Here is a 26,495-nt window from a genome sequence, read left to right as displayed (position 1 = left end):
ATTGAGCTGTTGAGTGGTGGCCGCATCTCAGCACGAATTCCGTGGCCCGGCCAAGAGGGTGGGTGAAGGATTTCACAAAGTCGTGGGTTCCCTGGCCCCGCCAGGTTTCAGCTCATCCGCAGTGCCAGGAAGAAATCCAGCTTGTCCTCCAGCCTCGACAGGTCACGACTCGTCAACTGCTCGATTCGCCCCACCCGGTAGCGCAGCGTGTTGACGTGCAGGTGGAGACGGGTCGCGCACCGCGTCCACGAGCCGTCGCAGTCGAGGAAGGCCTCGAGGGTCGGGATCAGTTCCGCGCGGTGGCGGCGGTCGTAGTCGCGCAGCGGGTCCAGCAGCCGCGCGGTGAAGGCTCTGCGGACGTCGTCCGGCACGAAGGGGAGCAGCAGGACGTGCGAGGCCAGTTCCTGGTGGCCCGCCGCACACACCCGGCCCGGCCGCGCCGCCGCCACCCGCCGGGCGTGCCGCGCCTCCTCCAGCGCGCCCCGCAGCCCCTCCGCCGAGTGCACGGCCGCGCTGACGCCCAGCGTGACCCGGCCGTCGTCGTCCAGACCGGCGGCGAGGGGGTCTCGTACGGACTCCAGGAGCACGTCGGCGAGGATCCCCGCCTCCGAGCCGTCGTGCTCGGTCGACACGGCCGGCAGCGGGACGAGCGCGATGGCCTCGTCACCCGTGTGGGCCACGGCGATGCGGTCGGAGTGCTCGGGCCCGGCGGACAGCGGGTCGACGAGGATCTCCTCGAGCAGCGACTGGGCGACCGCGCCGCTCTCGATCTCCCCGGCGTTCCCGCCGTCCCACTCGACGCGGGCCACGACGACCTGCCAGTGCGGGGCCGCCCCGAGCCCGGGCAGCAGCACCGGCGCGGCGACCCTGAGACGCGCGGCGATCTCGGCGGGCGCGGCACCCGTCTGGACCAGCTCCAGGACCTCCTGGGCCAGCCGGCGGCGCACCGTGCGCGCCGCGTCCCTGCGGTCCCGTTCGACCGAGATCAGCTGGGTGACGCCCTGGAGCAGGTCCAGGCGCTCCTCGGGCCAGTCCCCGGCGTCCGCCTCGACGGCCAGCAGCCAGTCCGACAGGACCGTCTCGCGCACGTCCCGCGAGGCCTGCGGGGAACGACCGCTGCTGCGGACCGGGAAGAGCGAGTACGTCGTCGAGCCGAGCGGCAGCCGGTGCGGTCCGCGGCGGCCGGTGCGGGCGGCCGCCAGGTGCTCCGCGGCGAGCTTCGCGCAGATGTCGGCGGGCAGCGCCGGGCCCGTGGTCTTCGAGCCCGCGATCAGCCGCCCGGTCGGCGAGAGCACCCACGCCCGCAGGTCCAGGTCCGAGCCCAGCAGATCCAGGACCACGTCCGGGCCGCCGCCCGCCGGACCCGAGGTCATCATCCGGCGGTGCCGGTCCACGACCGCCGCGAGATCCCCGGCGCGCTCGCCCGACACCTGCCGTACGACATGCTCGGTGATCGTCGCGAACGCCACCGACTCGTGCACCGCGAACAGCGGGAGCCGGTTGCGGGCACAGGCCAGCACGAGGTCGTCCGGCACATTGCCCAGCTCGGCCTCGCCGGCGGCCAGCGCGGCCACCCCGGCCTGCACGAGGATTCGCACGAACGCCTCGGAGTCCTCGGCGTCCCGGCGCCAGGCCAGGCCCGTCAGGACCAGTTCCCCGCCCGAGAGATAGCGGCTCGGGTCACGGAGGTCGGTGGTCATCACACCCCGCACGGTGCGATCCAGCTCGTCCTCGCCGCCGAGCAGCCGCAGGCCCAGCGCGTCGGTGTCCAGCAGTGCGCGCAGCCGCATTCTCGTCGCCGCCGATCTTTGTCTCGAAATCTACGATGAACTATGAGGGTCTTGTGGTGACAGAGGCCCGCCAGGTGGACCGAGGGCACGTCTCCCGGTCTTCCGGGATGTGTCCCAGGTCACGCCCACTGTGCCGCGCGTTTCCCCAGGAAAACATGGAGGTTACTGACGCCCTCCGTTCATACGAATCTACAAGATGCCCGCCTCGACCAGCCAACTCCTTCAGAGTTTCCGTGACTGACCCCGTCGGAGCACGCCGCTGTGTACTGAGCCCACTCCGCGTAAACAGCACATGAACGAGCCGGTCCCGCCGCACACGGTTTGGCTCGATCCGTACGACCCACGAGACGCAGAAGAGAGCCGGTCATGGACTTCCTTCGCCCCGCCAGCTGGGAGGAGGCGCTCGCCGCCAAGGCTGAGCACCCCACCGCTGTGCCCATTGCGGGCGGCACCGATGTGATGGTCGAGATCAACTTCGACCACCGGCGGCCCGAGTACCTGCTCGACCTGAACCGGATCACCGACCTCAGCGAGTGGGAGGTCGGCGAGGAGAGTGTCCGGCTGGGTGCCTCCGTCCCGTACACCGCGATCATGGAGAACCTGCGCGGCGAGCTCCCGGGCCTGGCGCTCGCCTCGCACACGGTCGCCTCCCCGCAGATCCGCAACCGCGGCGGCGTCGGCGGCAACCTCGGCACCGCCTCCCCGGCCGGCGACGCCCACCCCGCCCTCCTGGCGGCCGGCGCCGAGGTCGAGGTCGAGTCGGTGCGCGGCTCGCGCCTGATCCCGATCGACGCGTTCTACACCGGCGTGAAGCGCAACGCGCTCGCCGCCGACGAGCTGATCCGCGCGGTCCACATCAAGAAGGCCGACGGCCCGCAGCAGTACTCGAAGGTCGGTACGCGCAACGCCATGGTCATCGCGGTGTGCGCCTTCGGCCTCGCGCTGCACCCCGAGACCCGCACCGTCCGCACCGGCATCGGTTCGGCGGCCCCCACCCCCGTCCGGGCCAAGGCCGCGGAGGAGTTCCTGAACGCGGCACTCGCGGAGGGCGGCTTCTGGGACAACGGGAAGATCATCACCCCGTCGGTCGCCAAGCAGTTCGCGGACCTGTGCTCCGGCGCCTGCAACCCGATCGACGACGTCCGGGGCACGGCGAGCTACCGCCGCCACGCGGTCGGCATCATGGCCCGCCGCACGCTGACCTGGGCCTGGGAGTCGTACCGCGGCACCGCCGCCAGCACGGAGGGAGTCGCGTAATGCGCGTCAATTTCACGGTCAACGGCCGTCCGCAGGAAGCCGACGACGTCTGGGAGGGCGAGAGCCTGCTCTACGTCCTGCGCGAGCGCCTGGGCCTGCCCGGCTCCAAGAACGCCTGCGAGCAGGGCGAGTGCGGCTCCTGCACGGTCCGCCTGGACGGCGTGCCGGTGTGCTCGTGCCTGGTCGCCGCCGGTCAGGTCGAGGGCCGCGAGGTCGTCACCGTCGAGGGCCTGGCGGACTTCGCCAAGCAGCGCGCCGAGCACGGCGGTTGCGCGAGCGGTGCCTGTGGTACGTCGGGCACGTCGGGCACCTCCGTCCAGGACGCTCAGCAGTGGGCCGCCAAGGGCCAGGACTCGCAGACCGGCGAGGGCACCGAACTCTCCCCGATCCAGCAGGCGTTCATCGACGCCGGAGCCGTCCAGTGCGGCTTCTGCACCCCGGGTCTGCTGGTCGCCGCCGACGAGATGCTCGAGCGCAACCCCAACCCGACCGACGCGGACATCCGCGAGGCGCTGTCGGGCAACCTGTGCCGCTGCACCGGCTACGAGACGATCATGGACGCGGTCCGCCTCGCGGCCGCCCGGCAGGGAGAGGCGGTCTGACCATGCCGACGAAACCCACCAGCGGCGCGCCCACCAAGATCACCCAGGGTTCGCAGACCAAGGGCGGCATCGGCGAGTCGACGCTGCGCCCGGACGGCACCCTCAAGGTCACCGGCGAGTTCGCGTACTCGTCCGACATGTGGCACGAGGACATGCTCTGGGGCCAGATCCTGCGCTCCACCGTCGCGCACGCCGAGATCGTGTCGATCGACACGAGCGAGGCCCTCGCGACGGCGGGCGTCCACGCCGTCATGACGTACGACGACCTGCCCACGGACGTGCGCCACTACGGCCTGGAGATCCAGGACACCCCGGTGCTCGCGCACGGCAAGGTCCGCCACCACGGGGAGCCGGTCGCGATCGTCGCCGCCGACCACCCGGAGACCGCGCGCCGCGCGGCCGCCAAGATCAAGGTCGAGTACCGCGAACTGCCCGTCATCACCGACGAGGCCTCCGCGACCGCCCCGGACGCGATCCTCGTCCACGAGGGCCGCGACGACCACCACATCGGCCATGTCCCGCACCCGAACATCGTGCACCGCCAGCCGATCCTGCGCGGCGACGCCGCAGCGGCCGCCGAGCGGGCCGACTTCGTCGTCAAGGGCGAGTACACCTTCGGCATGCAGGACCAGGCCTTCCTCGGCCCGGAGTCCGGTCTCGCGGTGCCGGACGAGGACGGCGGCGTCCACCTCTACATCGCCACCCAGTGGCTGCACAGCGACCTCAAGCAGATCGCCCCGGTCCTCGGCCTGCCCGAGAGCAAGGTCCGGATGACGCTCTCCGGCGTCGGCGGCGCCTTCGGCGGCCGCGAGGACCTCTCGATGCAGATCCACGCCTGTCTGCTGGCGATGCGGACCGGCAAGCCGGTCAAGATCGTCTACAACCGCTTCGAGTCCTTCTTCGGGCACGTCCACCGCCACCCGGCCAAGCTCACCTACGAGCACGGGGCGACGAAGGACGGCAAGCTCACCCACGTGAAGTGCCGCATCGTGCTTGACGGCGGCGCCTACGCCTCCGCCTCCCCGGCGGTCGTCGGCAACGCCTCCTCGCTGTCGATCGGCCCGTACGTGGTCGACGATGTCGACATCGAGGCCATCGCCCTCTACTCCAACAACCCGCCCTGCGGCGCCATGCGCGGCTTCGGCGCGGTCCAGGCGTGCTTCGCCTACGAGGCGCAGATGGACAAGCTGGCCGACGCGGTCGGCATGGACCGGGTGGAGTTCCGTCAGCTCAACGCGATGGAGCAGGGCACGATCATGCCGACCGGCCAGCCCGTCGACTCGCCCGCCCCGGTCGCCGAACTCCTGCGCCGCGTCAAGGCGATGCCGATGCCGCCGGAGCAGCAGTGGCTCGCGGCCGGCGAGGCCGCCGACGTACGCCAGCTGCCGGGCGGCCTGTCCAACACCACGCACGGCGAAGGCGTCGTCCGCGGCGTCGGCTACGCGGTCGGCATCAAGAACGTCGGCTTCTCCGAGGGCTTCGACGACTACTCCACCGCCAAGGTGCGCATGGAGGTCATCGTCGGCGAGCCGGTCGCGACCGTGCACACCGCGATGGCGGAGGTCGGCCAGGGCGGTGTCACCGTCCACGCGCAGATCGCCCGCACCGAGCTGGGCGTCACCCAGGTGACCATCCACCCGGCCGACACACAGGTGGGCAGCGCCGGTTCGACGTCCGCGTCGCGTCAGACGTACGTCACCGGCGGGGCTGTCAAGAACTCCTGCGAGCTGGTCCGGGAGAAGGTCCTGGAGATCGGCCGCCGCAAGTTCGGCTCCTACCACCCCGCCTGGGCCACCGCCGAACTGCTCCTGGAGGGCGGCAAGGTCGTCACCGACGGCGGCGAGGTCCTCGCGGACCTGGTCGACGTGCTCGAAGGCGAGAGCGTCGAGGTCGAGGCGGAGTGGCGGCACCGTCCGACCGAGGCCTTCGACCTGCGCACCGGACAGGGCTTCGGCCATGTCCAGTACTCCTTCGCCGCCCACCGTGCCGTCGTCGAGGTCGACACCGAGCTCGGCCTGGTCAAGGTGATCGAGCTGGCCTGCGCCCAGGACGTCGGCAAGGCGCTCAACCCGCTGTCGGTCGTCGGCCAGATCCAGGGCGGCACGCTCCAGGGCATGGGCATCGCCGTCATGGAGGAGATCGTCGTCGACCCCAAGACCGCGAAGGTCAGGAACCCCTCCTTCACGGACTACCTCCTCCCCACCATCCTCGACACGCCGAGCATCCCCGTCGACGTGCTCGAACTCGCCGACGACCACGCCCCCTACGGGCTCCGTGGCGTCGGCGAGGCCCCCACCCTGTCGTCCACCCCGGCCGTCCTCGCGGCGATCCGGAACGCGACGGGGCTGGAGCTCGACCGCACGCCGGTACGTCCCGAACACCTCACGGGAACGGCGTAGCAAAGCTCTCCGGGCGGCGCGCGGGGACGTCACACTTCACCGCGCCGCCCGGAGCACCAGGTCCCGCACCGCTCGCGGCACTTGAAGCAGGTCCCAGTACCAGATCTGATCGTTCGTCTCGGGCCGTCCCCCGGGTCGTGCGGCCGAAGCACCTTCCCAAATCCCGTAGCCGCACCAGCGGTTGGTACGGGTGCCCCTGTGAACCTTGGGAGTAGGCCCACATGACCCAGCAGTCACTGGAGCCGAGGACCGTCGCCGACGACGCGGGAGAAGGCACCCGCGTCCCGGCCGGACGGTCCTGGCTCGACCGGTACTTTCACATATCCAGGCGGGGATCCACGGTCGCGCGCGAGGTGCGCGGCGGTACGACCACCTTCATGGCGATGGCGTACATCCTGCTGCTCAACCCCCTGATCCTGTCCGGAAAGGACGCGGCCGGGGACACGCTCGCCCAGAAGGCCCTCATCACCGCGACCGCGTTCGCGGCGGCCTTCTCCACGCTGCTGATGGGCTTCTTCGGCAAGGTGCCGCTCGCCCTCGCCGCCGGCCTCTCCGTCTCCGGCGTCCTGGCCTCCCAGGTCGCTCCCGCGATGACCTGGCCGCAGGCCATGGGCATGTGCGTGATGTACGGCGTGGTCATCATGCTGCTGGTCGTCACCGGCCTCCGCGAGATGATCATGAACGCGATCCCGCTGGCCCTGAAGCACGCGATCACCATGGGCATCGGCCTCTTCGTCGCCCTGATCGGCTTCTACAAGGCCGGCTTCGTGCACCAGGGCGAGGCGACCCCGGTGACGCTCGGCCCGGCGGGTGAACTCGCGGGCTGGCCGGTGCTGTTGTTCGCGGTGACCCTGCTCGCGATCTTCATGCTCCAGGCGCGGGGTGTCCCCGGCGCGATCCTGCTCGGCATCGTCGGCGGCACCGTTCTGGCCGTGGTGCTCAACGCCCTCGACGTCATCGACCCCGGGCAGTGGGCGAGCGGTGCTCCCGAACTCCACGGCAGCGCGGTCTCGATGCCGGACTTCTCGATCTTCGGCAACGTCGAGTTCGGCGGCTGGGGCGAGGTCGGCGCGATGACGGTCGGCATGATCGTCTTCACGCTCGTCCTGGCCGGGTTCTTCGACGCGATGGCCACCATCATCGGTGTCGGCACGGAGGCCGAGCTGGCCGACGAGCAGGGCCGGATGCCGGGCCTGTCGAAGGCCCTCTTCATCGACGGTGCCGGCGGTGCGATCGGCGGCGTCGCGGGCGCCTCGGGCCAGACGGTGTTCGTGGAGTCGGCGACGGGCGTGGGCGAGGGAGCCCGCACGGGCCTCTCCTCGGTCGTCACCGGCCTGTTCTTCGCGGCCTGTCTGTTCTTCACCCCGCTGACGGCGATCGTCCCGGGCGAGGTTGCGGCGGCGGCCCTGGTGGTCATCGGCGCGATGATGATGATGAACGCGCGCCACGTCGACTGGGCGGACCGCGCGACGGCGATCCCGGTCTTCCTGACCGTCGTCATCATGCCGTTCACCTACTCGATCACGGCGGGGGTCGCCGCGGGCGTCATCTCGTACGTCGCGATCAAGGTCGCCCAGAGCAAGGCGCGGGAGATCGGGGCCTTCATGTGGGCCCTGACACTGATCTTCTTCGTCTATTTCGCCCTCAGTCCCATTGAGAGCTGGATGGGCGTGCACTAGCCGCCCTCTTGCATACGACCGCTGTTGTGAAGGAGACCGAGAGATGCTGGACATCGCCGAAGAGCTGCACCGGTGGGTCGAGCAGGGACGCGACTTCGCCGTGGCCACCGTGGTGGCCGTCGGCGGCAGCGCCCCTCGCCGGCCCGGCGCCGCCCTCGCGGTCGACGCCGACGGCACGGCGATCGGCTCGGTCTCCGGCGGTTGTGTGGAGGGCGCGGTGTACGAGCTGTGCCAACAGGCGCTTCAGGACGGCGAGACGGTCCTGGAGCGCTTCGGCTACAGCGACGACGACGCCTTCGCGGTCGGTCTGACCTGCGGCGGCGTCATCGACATCCTGGTCACGCCGGTACGGGCGGGCGACCCTGTCCGTCCGGTGGTGACGGCGGCTCTGGCCGCGGCCTCGTCGGGCGAGGCGGCGGCGGTGGCCCGGATCGTGTCGGGCCCGTCGGACCTGACGGGCCGCGTGCTGCTGGTCCGCCCTGACGGCTCGTACGACGGCGGCTACGGCGGCCACCCGGAACTGGACCGCACGGTGGCGGCCGAGGCCGGCGCCTTCCTGGACGCCGGCCACACGGGCACCCTGGAGATCGGCGAACAGGGCTCCCGCTGCGGGGCCCCGCTGACGGTCCTGGTCGAGTCCTCGGTCCCGGCGCCTCGGATGATCGTCTTCGGTGCGATCGACTTCGCGTCGGCGCTGGTGCGGGTGGGGAAGTTCCTGGGCTATCACGTCACGGTGTGCGACGCGCGCCCGGTGTTCGCGACGGCGGCCCGCTTCCCGGACGCGGACGAGATCGTCGTCGAGTGGCCCCACACGTACCTGGAGCGCACGGAGGTCGACGCCCGCACGGTCCTGTGCGTCCTGACCCACGACGCGAAGTTCGACATACCCCTGCTCCGGCTGGCGCTCCGTCTGCCGGTCGCCTACGTCGGCGCGATGGGCTCCCGCCGGACGCACCTGGACCGCAATGAGCGGTTGCGCGAAGTCGGCGTGACCGAGATGGAGTTGGCTCGACTGCGATCGCCCATCGGCCTGGACCTGGGCGCCCGCACGCCGGAGGAGACAGCCCTGTCGATCGGGGCGGAGATCGTCGCCAACCGGCGTGGGGGGAGCGGGGTCTCACTGACGGGGGCGCATACGCCGATCCACCATGACGCGACGTCGGTGGGGGTGGGGCGGATCGGGTCGGTGGCCTGAACGGGCTGTTTTCGCCCCCGCCGCCCCTACCCGTCCCATCCTCCAGGGGCTGCCGCCCCTTCGACCCCGCCCCCAGGGGGCTCCGCCCCCTGGACCCCCGCTCCTCAAACGCCGGAGGGGCTGGATTCAACGCTGGAGGGGCTGGATTCACTGACGCCGGTCCGTATCACCCAGCCCGTCCGGCGTTTGAGGACGAGGCCCGTTCAGGGCGAAAACCGCCTCGGGTGCCCACCCTCACCCCCGCCTCAACAGCCGATTCACCGCCCGCCCGAACACATACCCGGCCACCCGCCGCACCACCGGATCCATCACCCCGGGCAGAAACCGGAACCCCAGCTCCTCCCGCCACACCACCCGACTGCGCCCACCCGGCCCGGGACCGACCTCGATCTCGGCCCAGCCGGTCACCACGCGCCCCCGTTTCTCCAGTCGGCACAGTCCGCCCGCACCGGACACCGGCGGCCGCCACAGCGTGACCTCCATGCGGTCGTCGAAGGTGAGCGGCCCGACCCCTGAGCGGGCCACGAAAACCGTGCCCACACCCGTCGGTTCCGCGGTCTCCACCGTGACGCGGGTCAGCGGGACCACTTCGCCATGGCGGGGCCACTGCGTGAGGCGGCGCCATGCCTCGTCAGGAGGAAGCGGTGCCGTGCGTTCGAGGAGGAAGTTGACCACGCGACGATCTTAGGGAACCGGGCCGGCTCAGCGCCGTATTCATACCCGGCTCACATACTTGGCCCCCTCGGCGGTCGTCGGACGGGCGTACCCCCTGCGAACCCGCCCCGCACCAGGGCCCGCAACCCCTACGATTCCGACCATGGGTGGGCATTCCGCCCGCCCCAGGGGGAGTTGGTCACCATGCCACTGAAGGCCTACGGCGTACTGATCACACGGGCGGTCGACACCCGGCGCGAGGGCGCCGTCGACACCCCGCACTACCAGATCCATCTGACCGACGATCAGGGCGTCCACTACCGCGCCGCAGTCAATGTGCTGTCCCAGGAGCGTCCCTCGGAGCTGCTCTACCTCGTCGACGAGGACTTCCGGCACCCGGTCACGGCTCGGCTCGCGGGACTCGGCAGCGGCTGGAACCCCCTGCCGCCCGGCCCCGGCGGCCCGAACCTCGACTTCGTGCGCGGCAACCTCTTCGACCCGGCGAAGATGCGCACCCTGCCCCCGGACGCCCCCGGCGCCGACGACGACCTGGCCGACATCCTCGATCACTACGTACGGCGTGCCGTCGCGGACCCGGACGCCCGGCTGTACGTCTTCGGCGAGCGCTTCGGGCCCGAATCCCGCGTCAAGGACAAGGTGTTCGGCTTCCTGCCCGGCAACGGCATCCACGACATCCACATGAACCAGGGCAACAGCCGGAAGTTCCGTGGCGACGACGGTGTCTGGCAGGACGGCGGGATCCTCATCCACTTCCCGGGGCAGGACCGCTGGGTGGGGATCTTCCTCGCCTTCCAGAGTCAGGCCTGGCACACGGACGACGTCACCGGCCACGCCCTGGAGGACGTCGAGGGCAACCGGCCCGAGCCGGACAGCCTGCCCGTCCGGATCGTCGCGGCGCTCGTCAACCCGCGCGGCCCCGCACCCGAGGCGGAGACGGTCACCCTGCTCAACGCCTCACCCGACCCCGTCGACCTCACCGGCTGGCGCATCGGGGACCGGCTGGGCCAGAAGTCCCCGGTGCCGACCGGTCCGCTCGCCCCCGGCGCCTGTCTCGTCGTCCCGCTCGGCGCAGACGGAGCCCAACTCGGCAACCACGGCGGCGAGATCACCCTGCTCGACGCCAAGGGACTCAAGGCGCACGGTGTTTCGTACACGAAGGACCAGGCGGCACGAGAGGGGTGGTCTGTCGTCTTCTGACGGGATGCACGGGGGTGCGTGGGGTGAACGGGGCGACAGGCATGGCCCATTGACGTCATGGCATCTATCGCATCCGTACACCCGTACGGCACCATGAGCGCGACCTCGCACCACCAGCGGCCGGAGGGCGCCCCGTGGACCGTGAACTGCTGGGGAGACGTGATGAGTTGCAGCGCGACCCCTATCCGCACTACGAGCGGGCGCGGCAGGCCGACGGGCTGACGTACCTGGACGAGCTGGACGCCTGGCTGGTCGCCCGGGACGCCGATGTGCGGGAAGTCCTGCGCAGGCCCGAGGACTTCTCGTCGGCCAACGCGCTCATCCCGGACGTGCTGCCCTCGCCCGCCGCGCTCGCCGTCCTCGGCGGCGGCTTCGGCGGGCGGCCCGTCGTCGTCACCTCCGACGGCGCCCGGCATCAGGAACTGCGCGCGCCGATCGTCCGCGGGCTCTCGCCGGCGCGGGTCGCCGGCGTTCTGCCGTACGCCGCCGGGCGTGCTGCCGAGCTGGTCGAGGGGTTCGCCGAGGACGGCGAGGTCGAGCTGATGTCGGCGTACGCCGGAAAGCTTCCCGGTGACGTCATCGGCCGTATCGTCGGCCTCGATCCCGAGGACGTGCCCGGCGTCGTGCACGGCGGTCATCGTGCCGAGGAGCTGCTGTTCCGTCCGCTGGAGGAGGCCGAGCAGGTCGCCGCCGCCGAGGACGTCGTCGCGATGCAGCACACGCTGGACCGGTATGTGCGGGAACGGCACGCCGCGCCCCGTGAGGACCTGTGCACGGAGCTCGTCGGCGCCGTCGCCGGGCCCGGTGACCTCACCCTGGAGCACCGGCACGAGCTCGTCGCCCACCTTCAGAACCTGCTGATCGCCGGGCATCTCACCACCACCGCGCTCATCGGGACGACGGTCCTGCACCTGCTGCGGCACCGGGAGCAGTGGGAGCTGCTGTGCGCCGAGCCGGCGCGGATAGCGGCGGCGGTCGAGGAGGCCGCCCGCTACGACAGCGCCTTGCAGGGGTTCCGCTGGGTGACCACCGGCCCGGTCACTGTCGCCGGGACCGAACTCCCGCCCGGAGCGACGGTGTTCGTGGCCTTCGGCGGCGCCAATCGGGACGCCGCCCGCCATCCGCGCCCCGACGCGTTCGACATCACCCGTGCTCCGGGCCGCCATCTCGCCTTCGGGGTCGGTGTGCACGGCTGCCCCGGCTCCCAGCTCGCCCGTGAGCAACTCCGGCTCACTCTGGAGGAGTTGACCCGGCGGCTGCCCGGGCTGCGACTGGCGGACGACCGGCCGGTCGAGATGCGGCCCACGATGATCCACCGTTCCCCGTACCGTCTGCGCCTCACCTGGTGAAAGCCCCGAAGGGCCTCAGCGGTACACCTTCCCCGGCTCGGCCTTCCCGGGGGCCAGCAACTGCGGCACGGTCACGAAGACATACCCCCGCGCCTTCAGCGCGTCGATGATCCCGGGCACGGCCGGCACGGTGCCGTCGTAGAGGTCGTGGAGCAGGATGATCCCGTCGCGGGACACCTGGTCGAGCACGCGCTTCTGGATCAGCGCGGAGTCGTTCGTCTTGTAGTCCTTGGCGGTGACGCTCCACAGCACCTCCGCCATGCCCAGCTCACGGCAGATGTCGTGGACGGTGTCGTTCGTTCTGCCCTGCGGCGGGCGCATGAGCGTCGGTCTCTGCCCGGTGAGCCGCTCTATCTCCCTGTTGGGGCGCTCCAGTTCCTCGCGTATCTCCTCGGGCGTCAGCTTCGTCAGGATCTTGTGGTCCCAGGTGTGGCTGGCCACCTCGTGGCCCTCGTCGGCCATGCGTCCGACGAGGTCCGGGTATTTCTCGATGTGCCGTTTGCCGAGGAGGAAGAAGGTCGCCGGGACCTGCTTCTCCTCGAGGATGTCGAGCAGCCGGGCGGAGTGCTCGCTGGGCCCGGCGTCGAAGGTGAGCGCGACGCACTTGGCCTGGCGGCAGTCGACGGTCCCGAACCGGGCCGTCTGGGCGGTTGCCGCGGCCTGGTTCCGAGCGGCGCTGGGCGCGGTCGTGTCGAGCGATCCGCAGCCGGTCAGCGACAGCGCCAAGGACGCCGCCGCCGCCGACATCAGCGCCGCTCGGAACCTGTTCCCCGTTTTGTTCATCTTGTTGGTCGCAGAAGGCATACCGGGACTATATATAGCGATTATACATGCAGTGTATAGTCTATTCGATCATGCCTTCGGGACCGTCTACTGGGCGTAGAAGGTGGCGTCCGCCCGGTCCGTGGAGGTGCTCAGCGCCTGCACGTACAGCAGGTAGTTGTAGTGCCGCACATACCGGCCGGCGTAGTTGTACGACTCGTAGGAGACCCCCGCCGAGTCGGCCAGCCCGGCCCGCCGGTAGAAGCTGGCGGACGAGGCGAAGGCCGAGGTGCCGTCGTTCTTCTCCACCCACACCTCGAAGTTCTTGTGCCGCAGGAAGTACCCGGGGAAGTTCGCCGACTCCAGGGAGACCGTGCCGGTGCCGGCGAGGCCGGTGACGACCCGGAACTGCGAGTCGGCGAGCGGCGAGACGTTCGCCTCGATACGGGCCCGGTACTCCCAGTGCCGGATGAAGCGGTCCGCGAAGTTGTACGACGACAGGCGCTGCGGGGTGACCCCGTCGGCGACCGGGATGCCGAAGTCGGGGGTGCCGTCGGACTTCCAGTACACCTTCTGCACCCGGGTACGGCGGTTCGGGTCGTTCAGCGGGTCGCCGGTGATGTCCTTGTAGCTGCGGTCGTGGTAGACGAGGATGTCCGACTTGCCGTCCTCGGAGACGGTGAAGGAGTTGTGGCCCGGACCGTACTGCGAGGTCGCCGCGCTCGTCTGGAAGACCGGCGCCGGACTCTTCGTCCAGGAGGCCGGGTTGGTGAGATCGGCGGTCGCCGACGCGGTCAGCATCCCGAGGCAGTAGTTGGCGTCGGTGGCGCTCGCCGAGTACGTCATGAAGACCTTGGAGCCGTGCTGGATCAGCGCCGGACCCTCGTTGACCTTGTAGCCGACGGTCTCCCACGACAGCGTCGGCTGCGAGAGCTCCGCCGGAGTCCCGCTGATCGTCCAGGGGTTGGACATCTTCGCTATGAACAGGCTGGTGTTGTTGTCCTCCGACGGGTTGCGCTGCGCCCACGCCAGATAGCGCACACCGTTCACGGCGAAGGTGGTCGCGTCCAGCGAGAAGCTCTCCCAGGTGGTCTTGATCTGGCCCTTCTCGGCCCAGGTCGCGGTGAGCGGATTGGCGCCGGTGCCCTCCAGGACGTACATCCGGATCGCCCACACATCACTGGTGGACCCGGCGGCGAAGTACACGTACCACTTGCCGTCGATGAAGTGGATCTCCGGCGCCCAGATGTGCGCGCCCATCGCCCCGCTGGTGTGCTTGGTCCAGATGGTGACCTCGGCTGCCGTCGACAGCCCCTGGATGGTGGTCGCGCGGCGCAGCACGATGCGGTCGTACTCGGGGACCGTCGCGGTGAAGTAGTAGTAGCCGTCGGTGTGTTTGAAGATGTGCGGGTCGGCCCGCTTCTCCGCGATCGGGTTGGTGTAGGTCACGGCGGGGGAGTCGGGCACGGCGGCCTGGGCGGCGGGGGAGCCCGGGCCGACGAGGCAGGCCGCGAGTGCGACCAGCATCGCCAGCAGTAGGCGAACGGCGTTGCGTCTCAAGGGAGTTCTCCAGGAATGACGAGGATCAGGTGGTGGGGACGAGGCGCCACTGCTGGCAGGTGTTGTTCAGCCAGGTCCACTGGCGTACGTCGGCGCCGTTCGCGGTGGAGCAGTCGGCCACGTCGGCGACCTTGCCGGTGGACTCGTTGACGATCCGGACGTAGTCGCCGGTGGCGGTGAACACGAGCCGGAAGCGCTGGCACTTGTTGTTCAGCCACGACCACTGCCGGATGTCCGCGCCGTCCGCGGTCGAGCACTCGGCGACATCGGCGATCTTGCCGGTGGCCACGTTGACCAGCCGGCTGGTGTCGTCGCCCAGGTCCTCCAGCTTCCATTTCTGGTTGGTCCCGCCGTTGCAGGTCCACTGGAGGATGTTGGTCCCGTCGGCGGTGGCGCCGCCGTTCACGTCCAGGCACTTGCCGCTGTTGCGGTTCACGAGGGTGTACGACGTCGGGGTCGCCGCCGTCTCCCCGGAGGGGCCGGGCAGGGTGGTGCCGAGGGCGACCGGGGTGCCGAAGTTCGGGGTGCCGTCGGCGTTCCAGGTGAACTTCTGGGCGCGGGTGGTGCGTCCGTTGCCGCAGCCGCCGGTCGAGGACGAGTTGGCGTGGTAGACGATCCAGTTCTCGGTGCCGTCCGGCGAGGTGAAGAAGCCGTTGTGGCCCGGCCCGTACACGCCGCCTGCGTCATTGCGCTGGAAGACCGGCGTCTGCTTCTTGGTCCAGGAGGCGGGGCTGAGCGGGTCGGAGCCCGTCAACTCCAGCTGTCCGAGCTTGTAGTCGGCGGTCTGGCAGGAACTCGCGGAGTAGGTAAGGAAGGTGCGGCCGCCCCGGTACAGCGGCTCGGGCCCCTCGTTGACGGGGCTGCCGGACCGCTCCCAGTCCAGGGTCGGGCTGGAGATGACGGTGAAGGTGTTGCTCGCGAGGGTGTACGGGTTGCTCATCGGCGCGATGACGAGGCTCTGCGTACTGCCGTTGATGAACCCGCTGCCGACCAGATACAGCTTGTCATTGGCCTTCAGCACGCTCGCGTCGATCAGCCAGCCGCCCGGTGTGAGATTGGAGCCGGTCAGCGACCCTTTGTAGGTGTACGTCCCCATCGGGTCGGTGCCGGAACTCTCCAGCACATGCGTGCGCTGCGAGTCGCAGCAGGCGACACCGCTCTGACCGGCCGAGTAGTACAGGTACCAGTGGCCGTCGAGGAAATGCAGCTCCGGCGCCCAGATGTTGGTGTTGCGGGTCGACGTGGTGTCCGACCACACCTGCACGGTGGGCGCGGTGGCCAGGCCCGCCAGCGTCGGCGACTTGCGGATCCCGAGGATGCCGGTGAACGTCGTGGTGACCAGGTAGTAGTTGCCGTCGTAGTACTCCAGCCAGGGATCGGCGCCCTTGGCCGACTTCAGCGGATTGGTGTACGGGCGACCGTCCGCCGCCGACGCCGGCTGGGTGGCCGACACCAGTGCGAGCAGGAGGGTCAGCACGCAGAGCAGCAGAGGTCTGCGGCGTTTCCCGAGGCGAGTCCGAACCATACGAGACCGTCCCTGTCCGTAATTTCGAACGTAGTTCGTTATGTCGGTCAGAAGATAGGAGGGGGACATTCCCCCGTCAACGCTTTCGTCACAGGAGCCTGCTCTGGTCCCGAGATCGCCCGGGTGGAGTTGCGGGGCAGGCGGCGGTGTGTGCATCTTGATCGCCGACGGTGTCGCGTGGGCGCCGACGGGGGAGGGGACAGAGTTGAGTCCGGTCGTGTTCGGGGCCGCGGCCTCACGGCCCTGCACGCTCGTCGTGTGCCGGGGCTGCTGCTGCGGCAGCGCGAGCAAGTATCCCGACGTCGACCATCAGTGGCAGCTCGACCGGTTGCAGGCCGCCGCCGCGGAGTCCGGCGGCCGTCTCGCCGTCCGTACGACCGACTGTCTCGGCCCGTGCGACCAGGCGAACGTCCTTGTGGTCCAGCCCTCGGGAGAGGGGCGCCGCCGCGGTGGCCGCGCCACCTGGGTCGGCTGGTCCGGCGACGACGACTGCACGGACGACGTCCTGACCTGGGCCGCGGCAGGCGGCCCCGGCATGGCGCAGCCCCCGGCCACGCTCACGCTGCAGTTCATACGACCACCCCGCCCCGAAGTCCGACGAGCCCGCCGCTGACCCCTGCCCGGTCGGTCGACCACCGACAACGCGACCCGTGCGTGCCGGCCCCGGACAACCCGCACCGCCTCGGCAGCCGGCCCGCTCGGGACAGCTCGCCTGGGTCGCCGTCACCGCTGGTGGGGCGAGGACCGGGTCCGAGCGCTCACCGTCGTCCCCCTCGTCGGCGGCGCCTCCACCGTCTTCGTGCCCCTGACAGCCGTTCTCACCGACCACTTCGGCCGGCGCGCCACGTACACGGCCCTGGCCGCGACCCTCTCGGCCGACACCGCCCCGCCCACGCCCTGGCCCTGTGCGTTCCGTGGCCCCCGGCGTCACCGCGGCGGCGCCTGGTCCTTGCGCTGCGCTCCCCCTCAACGGTCCGCGCTGTATGCCCTCGTCCCGCTGCTCACGGCACACGGGGCCGGCCCGGCGGCCGCGGTCCGGGCGCTCGGACTCGGACGCGCGCCAGACCCTCGGTCGTACGCTCTACGTCTCGTTCGCCCGCCGCAGCGGCGTCACCACCCGCACGGTCGCCCTGATGGCCGCCGGCGCCGCGATGGCAGGAGCCGACGTTGGGGCACAACTCCGATTCAACTGACCGGACGCAGGGCCGAATTGACGTGCGCGAGAGGCCGCCGCCGACGTACCGTCCGTTCGTGGATCACGAGGACGGCTACTTCGCAGAGCACATCGCGGCGACCTACGACGACCCCGCGTCGGACATGTTCCAGCCGCACACCATCGACCCGGCGGTCACCTTCCTCGCGGAACTGGCCGGTGACGGCCGGGCGCTCGAACTCGGCGTCGGGACCGGCCGTATCGCGCTCCCCCTGGCCGCGCGCGGCGTACCGGTGCACGGCATCGACCTGTCCCGCGCGATGGTCGAACGGCTGCGCGCCAAGCCCGGCGGAGACGCGATCGGGGTGTCGATCGGCGACTTCGCGACGACGAAGGTGGACGGCGTCTTCACCGTCGCCTACCTGGTCTTCAACACGATCATGAACCTGACGACGCAGGAGGAGCAGGTGGCGTGCTTCCGCAACGTCGCCGCCCATCTGGCGCCCGGGGGCACCTTCGTCATCGAGGTCATGGTCCCCGAGCTGCGGAAGCTGCCGCCCGGGCAGAACACCGTGCCGTTCCATGTCGGGTCGCGGCGACTGGGGTTCGACACCTACGACGTGGCCACGCAGCGGATGAGTTCGCATCATGTGAGCGTCGTCGACGGGCGCGGGACGTACGACGAGATCCCCTTCCGTTACGTCTGGCCCGCCGAACTCGACCTCATGGCACAGCTCGCCGGACTGCGGCTGCGCGAACGCTGGGAAGGGTGGACGAGGGACCCCTTCACCAGCGACAGCGCCGGCCATGTTTCCGTATGGGAGAAACCCGCGGACTGACCGCGGCGAACCCACCGGAACGAAAGGCCCGACGTGCGACTCCACACCCGTGAATGGGGCACCGGCGACAGAACCGCCCTGCTCATGCACGGCATCATGTCCGACTCCCGTACCTGGCGCCGCGTCGGCCCGGCGCTCGCCGACCACGGCTACCGGGTCATCGCGGTCGACCTGCGCGGCCACGGTCTCTCGCCGCGCGGCGAGTACAGCCCTCGGCACTTCGCCGACGACCTCGTCGACACGCTGCCGACGGGAGCCGACCTCGCCGTCGGGCACTCCCTCGGCGGGCTGACCCTCTCCCTGGCCGTGGACCGGCTACGCCCTCTGCGGGCGGTCTACTCGGACCCGGCCTGGTCGGCCCGCAACCCCGAACAGCCGCTGGACCCCGAGGCGTTCGCGTCCGCCAAGAACCTCACCCGCGAGCACATAGCGCGGTTCAACCCGCACTGGGCGGCCGAGGACATCGACGTGGAGGCGGCCACGCTGGCGGACTGGGACGCGGACACCTCGTACTTCCTCGACGGCCGCCCGCTCACCGGCTTCGTCCCCGACCGCCCGGCCGTGCCCTCCCTGGTCCAGCTCGCCGACCCCAGTCACCTGGTCGGCGCCGACGACGTGGTGCGGCTGCGGGCGAGCGGTTTCGAGGTCCGTACGGTGACCGGCGCGGGGCACACCATCCACCGCGACGACTTCGACGGGTTCATGAAGTCCCTCGACGGCTGGATCTGACGGTCACCCGGAGACGGCCGTGTCCCAGTCGAGGAGCCGGGGGAGGTCCTCCTCCCGGGGCCGGGGGACGGTACCGCCCCGGCCTCCGCGGGACAGGCTCCCGCTGACCACCGTGTTGTGCTCCACGCGCGGGCGGCGCAGCGCCTCGTACAGGGCGAGCCCGGTGCCGGTGTCCGGTGTGTCGCGCAGGGACTTGGCGAGCACGACGGCGTCCTCCAGGGCCATCGAGGCGCCCTGTCCGGTCGCGGGGGAGGCCCCGTGGGCCGCGTCGCCGACGAGCAGGGTCCGCGCGGAGCGCCAGGGGGTGCCCGGGGGTATCTCGGTGGCGTTGGTGACCAGCACATCGCCGGTGCCGGGTCCTGTGGCCGCCACGATGTCCGCGGCGGGGCCGGTGTCCCGGCGCAGCAGCGACACCAGCGGGTCGCGCCATCCGCCGCGGGTCAGCTCCTCGGCGGTCAGCGGGTCGTCGGTCACGCGGGCGAACCAGTAGGTCTCCCCGTCGGGCGACACCGTGTACCCGAAGGCGGCCTCGCTGCACCGCACCATGGTGAACTGCTCGCCCTCGCCGGGCGGTCGGGCGTCGCGCGTGCGGCCGTAGAAGACGCGCTGGGCCGCGTAGACGGGGCGTGCGTCGGGCGCTATGGCCTTCCGGACGGTGGAGTTGAGGCCGTCGGCGCCGATGAGGAGGTCGCCCGTCGCGCTGCTGCCGTCGGTGAAGCGGGCGGTGACGCTGTCGGGGCCCTCCTCGACGGAGGCGAGCCGAGCGCTGTGCCGGACGGGGACGCCCCGGCGGGAAGCCTCCTTCTGCAACGCCGAGTTGAGGTCGCCGCGGCGCAAGCAGCGGAACCGCAGGAGCGGGTCGTCGGCCTCGCCGAGCGGGCCCGTGGCCACCTCGGCGCCCGTCGCGTCGAGCAGCCGCATCGAGCGCAACGGGAAGCCGATCGCGGTGACCGCGTCGGTGGCGTCGATCTGCGCGAGCGCCCGCATGCCGTTGCCGGCCAGGGTGAGGAACGCGCCAAGGTCCTCCGCCGTGTCGGGATGTGCCTCGTGCACTTCGACGTCGAAGCCCGCCTTGTGCAGGGCGAGTGCCGTCGCCGTACCGCCAGTTCCACCGCCGATGACCAGGATGCGCGCCATGCCACGACCGTACACGCCGAGGTCAACTGGACATCTGAGCAGGGGTGTTGAGCGCGCGTGTGCGGTCCGAGTGTGCCGGGAGCCGCGGCCGGGCGACGCCCGTGCGCACGGTCACCGCTGAGGACCACCTCCGCTACCGCAGGTCGCCAGGTGCTCGCCCGCATGAGGACGGTGGCCGGCCCTGGCGGGGTCAGTTCTCCCCGAACGCTCCGAGGATCCGCTCCGCGGCCAGCGTCGCCGTCAACTCACCTTTCCTGACCTGCTGTTCGAGCCCGGGCGCCAGCGCGCGTACCGCGGGATCGGCGTGCAGCCGGCCGAGGAGCTCGTCGCGGACCATGCTCCACGTCCAGTCGACCTGCTGGTCACGGCGCTTGGCGGCGAGCCGCCCGGTCGAGTCCAGCAGGGTGCGGTGCTGCTCGAGCCGCTCCCACACGGTGTCCAGGCCCGTCGACTCACGCGCGCTGCAACTCAGCACCGGCGGCGTCCAGAACGCGTCCTTGCCGTGCATCAGCCGAAGCGCACCCGCCAACTCCCGGGCCGCGGCCTGCGCGTCCCGCTGGTGCGGGCCGTCCGCCTTGTTCACCGCGATCACGTCGGCCAGCTCCAGGACGCCCTTCTTGATGCCCTGGAGCTGGTCGCCGGTACGGGCGAGGGACAGGAGCAGGAAGGAGTCGACCATGTTCGCCACAGCGGTCTCGGACTGGCCGACGCCGACCGTCTCGACCAGGATCACGTCGTAGCCGGCCGCCTCCATCACGACCATCGACTCGCGGGTCGCCTTGGCGACGCCGCCGAGCGTGCCCGCGCTGGGGGAGGGGCGCACGAACGCCGCCGGGTCCACGGCGAGGCGCTCCATCCGGGTCTTGTCGCCCAGGATGGAGCCGCCCGTACGACTCGACGACGGGTCGACGGCGAGGACGGCGACCCGATGGCCCTGGCCGGTGAGCTGGGTGCCGAACGCGTCGATGAACGTCGACTTGCCCACCCCCGGTACCCCGCTGATCCCGATCCGCCGGGCCCCGGCCGCTGTGCGGGAGCAGCTCGGTGAGCAACTCCTGGGCCAGCGCCCGGTGCCGGGGACGGGTCGACTCGACGAGCGTGATGGCGCGGGCGACGAGCGCACGCTTGCCGTCGAGCACACCCTTCACATACGCGTCGACATCGATCACAGGTCGTGCCCGAGGTCGTCCGACAGTCGCTTGACCAGGTCGTACGCCGCGTCCGGGATCACCGTCCCCGGCGGGAAGACGGCGGCCGCGCCCATCTCCAGGAGTGTGGGAACGTCCTGCGGCGGGATCACCCCGCCGACCACGATCATGATGTCCTCGCGGCCCTCCTCGGCCAGCTGCTCCCTGAGCGCCGGTACGAGGGTGAGATGCCCTGCGGCCAGCGAGGAGACGCCGACGATGTGCACGTCCGCCTCGACGGCCTGCCGGGCCACCTCGGCCGGCGTCTGGAACAGGGGGCCGACGTCGACGTCGAAGCCGAGGTCGGCGAAGGCGGTGGCGATGACCTTCTGGCCGCGGTCATGGCCGTCCTGGCCCATCTTGGCGACCAGGATGCGCGGCCGTCGGCCCTCCTCCTCGGCGAAGTCGGACACCAGGACGCGGGTGCGGTCCACGGACGGGGACTCGCCGGCTTCGTTGCGGTACACGCCGGAGATCGTACGGATCTGGCTCGCGTGCCGCCCGTACACCTTCTCCAGGGCGTCCGAGATCTCCCCGACGGTGGCCTTGGCGCGGGCCGCGTTCACCGCCAGCTCCAGCAGGTTGCCCTCGCCGCCGGCCGCCCGGGTGAGCGCGTCCAGCGAGTCCTGGCACGCCTGCTCGTCCCGCTCCGCGCGCAGCCGCCGCAGCTTCTCGATCTGCTGGGTGCGCACCGAGGAGTTGTCGACCTTGAGGACGTCGATCTTCTCGTCGGTCTCGACGCGGTACTTGTTGACACCGATCACCGGCTGGCGCCCGGAGTCGATACGGGCCTGGGTACGGGCCGCCGCCTCCTCGATGCGCAGCTTGGGGATGCCCGCGTCGATGGCCTTGGCCATGCCGCCGGCCGCCTCGACCTCCTGGATGTGCTGCCAGGCCCGGCGCGCGAGGTCGTACGTCAGCTTCTCCACGTACGCGCTGCCGCCCCACGGGTCGATGACGCGGGTCGTGCCGGACTCCTGCTGGAGGAGGAGCTGGGTGTTGCGGGCGATGCGCGCCGAGAAGTCGGTGGGCAGCGCGAGCGCCTCGTCGAGGGCGTTGGTGTGCAGCGACTGGGTGTGGCCCTGGGTGGCGGCCATCGCCTCGACGCAAGTGCGCGTGACGTTGTTGAACACGTCCTGCGCGGTCAGCGACCAGCCCGAGGTCTGCGAATGGGTGCGCAGGGACAGCGACTTGGCGTTCTGCGGGTCGAACTGCTTCACCAGCTTCGCCCACAGCAGACGGGCCGCGCGCAGCTTGGCGATCTCCATGAAGAAGTTCATGCCGATCGCCCAGAAGAAGGAGAGCCGGGGCGCGAACGCGTCCACGTCCAGGCCCGCTTCACGGCCCGCCCGGATGTACTCCACACCGTCTGCGAGGGTGTACGCCAGCTCCAGGTCGGCCGTCGCACCGGCTTCCTGGATGTGGTAGCCGGAGATGGAGATGGAGTTGTAGCGCGGCATCCGCTGCGAGGTGTACGCGAAGATGTCGGAGATGATCCGCATCGACGGCGTCGGCGGATAGATGTAGGTGTTGCGGACCATGAACTCCTTGAGGATGTCGTTCTGGATGGTCCCGGCCAGCTTGTCAGGCGGTACGCCCTGTTCCTCCGCCGCCACGATGTACAGCGCGAGCACCGGCAGCACGGCGCCGTTCATCGTCATCGACACCGTCATCTTGTCCAGCGGGATCCCGTCGAACAGCTGCCGCATGTCGTAGATGGAGTCGATGGCCACGCCCGCCATGCCGACGTCACCGGTCACCCGCGGATGGTCGCTGTCGTAACCGCGGTGGGTGGGCAGGTCGAAGGCGATCGACAGGCCCTTCTGGCCGGCCGCGAGGTTGCGCCGGTAGAAGGCGTTGGACTCCTCGGCGGTGGAGAAGCCCGCGTACTGGCGGATCGTCCAGGGCTGGTTGACGTACATCGTCGGGTAGGGGCCGCGCAGATACGGGGCCGCGCCCGGGTAGGTCGCCAGGAAGTCCAGGCCCTCCAGGTCCTGCCCGGTGTAGAGGGGCTTGACCGGGATGCCCTCCGGGGTCTCCCACAGCAGGTCGTCGCCGCCGGCCGCCTTCTTGAGCGCCGCCTGCCACTCGTCGGTGCCGCCGGCGGGGGCCGGGGCCCCCAGTTCGATCCCGGAGAAGTCGGGGACGGAGGGGGTGGTCATCAGGACACTCCCATGCGGTCGAGGGTGGCGGACAGGACGGCGACCGCGTCACAGCCCGCGAAGACGTACGAGTCGACACCGGCGTACTGCCCGGGCCGCCCCGCGAGGGACACATGCGAGGCACTGGCGGCCCTCAGCTCGGCCGCCGCACTCTCGGCCCGCTCCTCGTACAGGGCGTCGCTGGAGCACAGACAGACCTCGCCGGCCCCGCTGTCCTCGAACGTGCCCCCGGTGACGGGCTCGATGCCGCCCGCCTGGAAGAGGTTGGCCGCGAAGGTGAGCCGGGCGGTGTGGGCGGCGGCCGGCCCCAGGGCCGCCAGGAAGATCCTGGGCCGGGCGCCGGTCGCGGCCAGATGGGCGTCGGAGCGGGCGCGCAGCGCCTCGTACGCCTCGTCGCGCCGGACCCGGGGCAGGCCGCCGGACGGCGGTTCGGGCGCGGGCTCGCGCACGACGGGCTTCTCGCCCAGGTGCGGGAACTCGCTGACGCCGGTGATGGGCTCCCGCCGCTTGGCGAGCTTGGCGCTGCGCGCGGTCCAGGTCTCGGCGAGCCGGTCGCGGAGCAGTCCGGAGCGCAGGGCGGCCGCCTGGCCGCCCGCCCGCTCGATCTCCTGGAAGAACTCCCAGCCCGCGTGGGCGAGTTCGTCGGTGAGCCGCTCCACGTACCAGGAGCCGCCCGCCGGGTCGATGACCCGGGCCAGGTGCGACTCCTCGATGAGGATCGTCGAGGTGTTGCGGGCGATGCGCCGCGCGAACGCGTCCGGCAGCCCGAGCGCGTCGTCGAAGGGCAGCACGGTGACGGACTCGGCACCGCCCGCACCGGCGGCCAGCGTGGCGATGGTCGCGCGCAGCATGTTCACCCACGGGTCGCGACGCGTCATCATCACCGGAGAGGTCACCGCGTGCTGGAGCTGCGCCCCCGCGCCCGGCGCCCCGCAGACCTCGGCGACCCGGGCCCACAGCCGCCGCGCGGCCCGCAGCTTGGCGATCGTCAGGAACTGGTCGGCGGTCGCCGCGTACCGGAACTCCAGCTGCCCGCAGGCCTGTTCGACACTCAGCCCGGCCTCGGTGAGGAGCCGCAGATACGCGACACCGGTCGCCAGCGAGGCGCCGAGCTCCTGCGCGGCCGAGCCGCCGGCCTCGTGGTACGGCAGCGCGTCCACGGTCAGCGCCCGCAGCCCCGGGTACTCCTCGGCGCACTGCCGGGCGAGCGCGGCCACCGGCGCGGCGTCCTGGCGCTGCCCGGTACGGGCCTCGTGGCCGAGCGGGTCGGCGCCCAGATTGCCGCGCGCCGCCTCCCTGGCGACGCCGCGCTCCTCGTACAGCCGCAGCAACTCCCGTGCGGCGGGCTCGAGTTCGGTTCCGGCGTCGAGGACGACCGGCGCCAGGTCGAGGTAGACGCCGTCGAGGACGCGGCCCAGCGACGCCACCGGGATGGCGCCCTCGCCGACGCCCAGCCACAGCGAGCCGACGCCGTTCTCCAGGTCGGCCAGGACGGCGGCGCCGTCGGCCGCCGTGTGCCGCTGCCGTACGTCCCAGCCGCCGACCGTGTTCCCTTCGGGGCGCCCCGCGCGTACGAAGGGGGCGAAACCGGGCAGGCCGGGGTCGGGCGCGGCATCGAGCGCGGAGTACAGAGGCCGGGTGCGCAACCCGTCCTCCAGCGCGGTGGACAGGGCTTCCTCGGCCGCGGAGTCCTCGACGTCCTTGCCCGCCTTGCGCAGGACACCCGCCACGAGGCGCTGCCACTGCTCGTGGGGAACGTCAGGGAACTCACCGGCCAGCTCAAGCCCGTCGTCAGGCAGGACCGTCATGCGTCGGATGCTAGGCCAGCGGGCTCCAGCCGGAGCAGAGGAACGCCTGTGACGTTTCCCTCGCGGTCACTGTGACGCCGCCCACCCGCCCGCCAGAGCCAGTCACGGTGCTTGAAAATGACGTACAGACTGACGCAGACCACGCCCATCCCATGACGGCTGTCGGATGACAGCCGTTGAGAGTGATCTTGAGCGCTTGCCGAAGGGCCGAGCTTCCGAGGCCGCGTCAGCTCGGAGCGTGCCCTCCGCGGCGGGTGTCGGCGGTGCGGTCGGCGACGCGGGGGCTGGGAAGGGGTGCCCGCGCTGTCTCGCGGCGGAACGCGTGGGCGATGGCGCGTGCCTCGATGCCCGCCTGGCGAAGGACACCGGTGAGTGGATTGGTGTATCCGGCGAAGTACAGGCGTGCGGCTTCGGGATGGGTCTGTGCCCCCGTGGTGAGGGGCTGCCCGTCCTCGTCGAGTACGCCCAGGGACCCGACCAGGTGGCGGAGGCCGGGCCGGTACCCGGTGGCGGCGATGACCGTGTCGGGTCGCAGTCGGGTGCCTTCGGTCAGTACCACGTCGGGGCCGTCGAACCCCTGGACGGTCGCCACCGGCTCGACCCGCCCGGACCGGACGGCATCCACGAAGCCGTGGTCGAGCACCGGGTTGACCCCTTCGCGGGCATTGCGGGTGTACAGGCCCGTGCGGGGCCGCGGCAGTCCCCGCGAGGTCAGGTCGGGCACCGAGAGACGTTGCGTGAGCAGGGAGGTGCGGTCGCGCCACGCGAGCGGGAGAGCTTCTGTCAGCCTGCCGACCGCATGCCATCGGGCGCTGGAGCGGGGCAGGATATTGGGTGGAGTACGCACGGCGATCCGTACCCGTCCGGCTCCGGCCCCGGCCAGGGCGCGGGCGATCTCGGTACCGCTGTTGCCGGCACCGACCACCAGGACGTCCTGCCCTTGGTAGGGAGCCGGAGAGCGGTAGTGGGCCGAGTGCAGCAGCGTGCCGGTGAAGGCCGAACGCCCGGGCCAGTCGGGGAGGTTCGGGGTGTGGCAGCGGCCGGTGGCCACCACGACCGCATCCGTGGGCACCACACCGCCGGGGGTGTGGACCAGCCACTGGGCTCCCGAGCCCGGCGCGGCCCGCTCGATGCGCTGCACCGGGGTGGCCACCCGGACGTCGAGTCGGTGATGGGTGACGTAACGCTCCAGGTATCGCACGTAGTCGTCCCGGCTCACCCACGGGCCCGCCTGGCGCGGCACCGACAGGCCGGGCAGTTTCGAGGCGCCGGGGGTGGTGTGCAGGCGTAGATGGTCATAGCGTTGCGCCCAACTCGCTCCCACCCGGTCCGACCGTTCCAGGATCACGGCCGGTACTCCGGAGCGGCGCAGCAACGCGGCGACCGCCAGGCCGTGGGGGCCGGCTCCGATCACGATCGTGGGAGCGCTGAAGTCTCGCTGTGGTGTCGGGGGCATCGCCTCCTACAACGGCGGACCGCCGCTCACGTCA

At 71.1% G+C, this 26,495-nt stretch carries 19 protein-coding genes and 1 pseudogene; 10 read left to right on the top strand and 10 right to left on the bottom strand.

What is annotated here, in order from left to right:
• Nucleotides 1-107: 107 nt before the first annotated feature.
• Nucleotides 108-1,790, bottom strand: a complete 1,683-nt coding sequence (locus QF037_RS11555; protein ID WP_307024273.1) for a PucR family transcriptional regulator — start codon at nt 1,788-1,790, stop codon at nt 108-110.
• A gap of 366 nt (nt 1,791-2,156) precedes the next feature.
• Between QF037_RS11555 and QF037_RS11550 the strand changes: the two genes are divergently transcribed.
• From QF037_RS11550 to QF037_RS11530, 5 genes are all read left to right on the top strand, one after another.
• Nucleotides 2,157-3,047: an FAD binding domain-containing protein gene (locus QF037_RS11550; RefSeq protein ID WP_307024271.1), complete on the top strand. Its 891-nt coding sequence runs from the start codon at nt 2,157-2,159 to the stop codon at nt 3,045-3,047.
• Complete coding sequence (locus QF037_RS11545) at nt 3,047-3,649, top strand: (2Fe-2S)-binding protein (RefSeq protein ID WP_307024269.1); 603 nt, start codon at nt 3,047-3,049, stop codon at nt 3,647-3,649. Before QF037_RS11550 ends, QF037_RS11545 begins: the two co-directional genes overlap by 1 nt.
• 2 nt (nt 3,650-3,651) lie before the next feature.
• Nucleotides 3,652-6,048, top strand: a complete 2,397-nt coding sequence (locus QF037_RS11540; protein WP_307024267.1) for a xanthine dehydrogenase family protein molybdopterin-binding subunit — start codon at nt 3,652-3,654, stop codon at nt 6,046-6,048.
• A 221-nt stretch (nt 6,049-6,269) separates the two neighbouring features.
• Entirely contained in the window at nt 6,270-7,727 is a 1,458-nt protein-coding gene (locus QF037_RS11535; protein ID WP_307024264.1) for an NCS2 family permease, read from the top strand.
• A gap of 43 nt (nt 7,728-7,770) precedes the next feature.
• Nucleotides 7,771-8,922, top strand: a complete 1,152-nt coding sequence (locus QF037_RS11530) for an XdhC family protein (RefSeq protein WP_307024262.1) — start codon at nt 7,771-7,773, stop codon at nt 8,920-8,922.
• A gap of 234 nt (nt 8,923-9,156) precedes the next feature.
• Here the strand turns inward: QF037_RS11530 and QF037_RS11525 are convergent, their stop codons facing one another.
• Nucleotides 9,157-9,597, bottom strand: coding sequence for an SRPBCC family protein (locus QF037_RS11525; RefSeq protein WP_307024260.1), 441 nt, complete (start codon nt 9,595-9,597; stop codon nt 9,157-9,159).
• A 183-nt stretch (nt 9,598-9,780) separates the two neighbouring features.
• Between QF037_RS11525 and QF037_RS11520 the strand changes: the two genes are divergently transcribed.
• Both QF037_RS11520 and QF037_RS11515 read left to right on the top strand, forming a co-directional pair.
• The gene (locus tag QF037_RS11520) at nt 9,781-10,794 is read left to right on the top strand and encodes a DUF2278 family protein (protein ID WP_307024258.1); all 1,014 of its coding nucleotides are present in this window, start codon (nt 9,781-9,783) and stop codon (nt 10,792-10,794) included.
• A gap of 134 nt (nt 10,795-10,928) precedes the next feature.
• On the top strand, nt 10,929-12,143 hold the full coding sequence (locus QF037_RS11515) for a cytochrome P450 (RefSeq protein ID WP_307024257.1): 1,215 nt from the start codon (nt 10,929-10,931) through the stop codon (nt 12,141-12,143).
• 15 nt (nt 12,144-12,158) lie between these two features.
• On the opposite strand, the gene QF037_RS11510 is transcribed toward QF037_RS11515, so the two are convergent.
• The 3 genes from QF037_RS11510 to QF037_RS11500 all read right to left on the bottom strand — a co-directional run bounded on the left by QF037_RS11510 (nt 12,159) and on the right by QF037_RS11500 (nt 15,990).
• On the bottom strand, nt 12,159-12,947 hold the full coding sequence (locus QF037_RS11510; protein WP_307024254.1) for a polysaccharide deacetylase family protein: 789 nt from the start codon (nt 12,945-12,947) through the stop codon (nt 12,159-12,161).
• Between the two features lie 66 nt (nt 12,948-13,013).
• Entirely contained in the window at nt 13,014-14,465 is a 1,452-nt protein-coding gene (locus QF037_RS11505) for a family 43 glycosylhydrolase (protein ID WP_307024251.1), read from the bottom strand.
• Between the two features lie 25 nt (nt 14,466-14,490).
• Nucleotides 14,491-15,990: a family 43 glycosylhydrolase gene (locus QF037_RS11500; RefSeq protein WP_307024250.1), complete on the bottom strand. Its 1,500-nt coding sequence runs from the start codon at nt 15,988-15,990 to the stop codon at nt 14,491-14,493.
• Between the two features lie 205 nt (nt 15,991-16,195).
• Here QF037_RS11500 and QF037_RS11495 point away from each other — a divergent pair, with 205 nt between their 5' ends.
• From QF037_RS11495 to QF037_RS11485, 3 genes are all read left to right on the top strand, one after another.
• Nucleotides 16,196-16,603: a (2Fe-2S) ferredoxin domain-containing protein gene (locus QF037_RS11495; protein ID WP_307024248.1), complete on the top strand. Its 408-nt coding sequence runs from the start codon at nt 16,196-16,198 to the stop codon at nt 16,601-16,603.
• A gap of 638 nt (nt 16,604-17,241) precedes the next feature.
• A complete protein-coding gene (locus QF037_RS11490; RefSeq protein WP_307024247.1) occupies nt 17,242-17,982 on the top strand; it encodes a class I SAM-dependent DNA methyltransferase in 741 nt (246 codons plus the stop codon).
• Between the two features lie 33 nt (nt 17,983-18,015).
• Nucleotides 18,016-18,711, top strand: coding sequence for an alpha/beta fold hydrolase (locus QF037_RS11485; protein WP_307024245.1), 696 nt, complete (start codon nt 18,016-18,018; stop codon nt 18,709-18,711).
• A 3-nt stretch (nt 18,712-18,714) separates the two neighbouring features.
• Here the strand turns inward: QF037_RS11485 and QF037_RS11480 are convergent, their stop codons facing one another.
• From QF037_RS11480 to QF037_RS11460, 5 genes and pseudogenes are all read right to left on the bottom strand, one after another.
• On the bottom strand, nt 18,715-19,848 hold the full coding sequence (locus QF037_RS11480) for an FAD-dependent monooxygenase (protein WP_307024243.1): 1,134 nt from the start codon (nt 19,846-19,848) through the stop codon (nt 18,715-18,717).
• Between the two features lie 190 nt (nt 19,849-20,038).
• Nucleotides 20,039-21,017: pseudogene (gene meaB / locus QF037_RS11475) on the bottom strand (methylmalonyl Co-A mutase-associated GTPase MeaB).
• A complete protein-coding gene (gene scpA / locus QF037_RS11470; protein WP_307024241.1) occupies nt 21,014-23,197 on the bottom strand; it encodes a methylmalonyl-CoA mutase in 2,184 nt (727 codons plus the stop codon). The pseudogene meaB and the gene scpA overlap by 4 nt, the downstream one beginning before the upstream one ends.
• A complete protein-coding gene (locus QF037_RS11465; protein ID WP_307024239.1) occupies nt 23,197-25,005 on the bottom strand; it encodes a methylmalonyl-CoA mutase family protein in 1,809 nt (602 codons plus the stop codon). The genes scpA and QF037_RS11465 overlap by 1 nt, the downstream gene beginning before the upstream one ends.
• A 226-nt stretch (nt 25,006-25,231) precedes the next feature.
• Nucleotides 25,232-26,461 carry a flavin-containing monooxygenase gene (locus tag QF037_RS11460; protein WP_307024237.1) on the bottom strand — a complete coding sequence of 410 codons (1,230 nt, stop codon included), beginning with the start codon at nt 26,459-26,461 and terminating at the stop codon, nt 25,232-25,234.
• Nucleotides 26,462-26,495 lie beyond the last annotated feature (34 nt).

Origin of the sequence: Streptomyces canus (genome assembly GCF_030815415.1) — a bacterium.
GTDB classification, from domain to species: Bacteria; Actinomycetota; Actinomycetes; order Streptomycetales; family Streptomycetaceae; genus Streptomyces; species Streptomyces canus_F.
The sequence above is the reverse complement of the archived record's forward strand: the minus strand, read 5'-3'. Positions and strand labels throughout refer to the sequence as shown.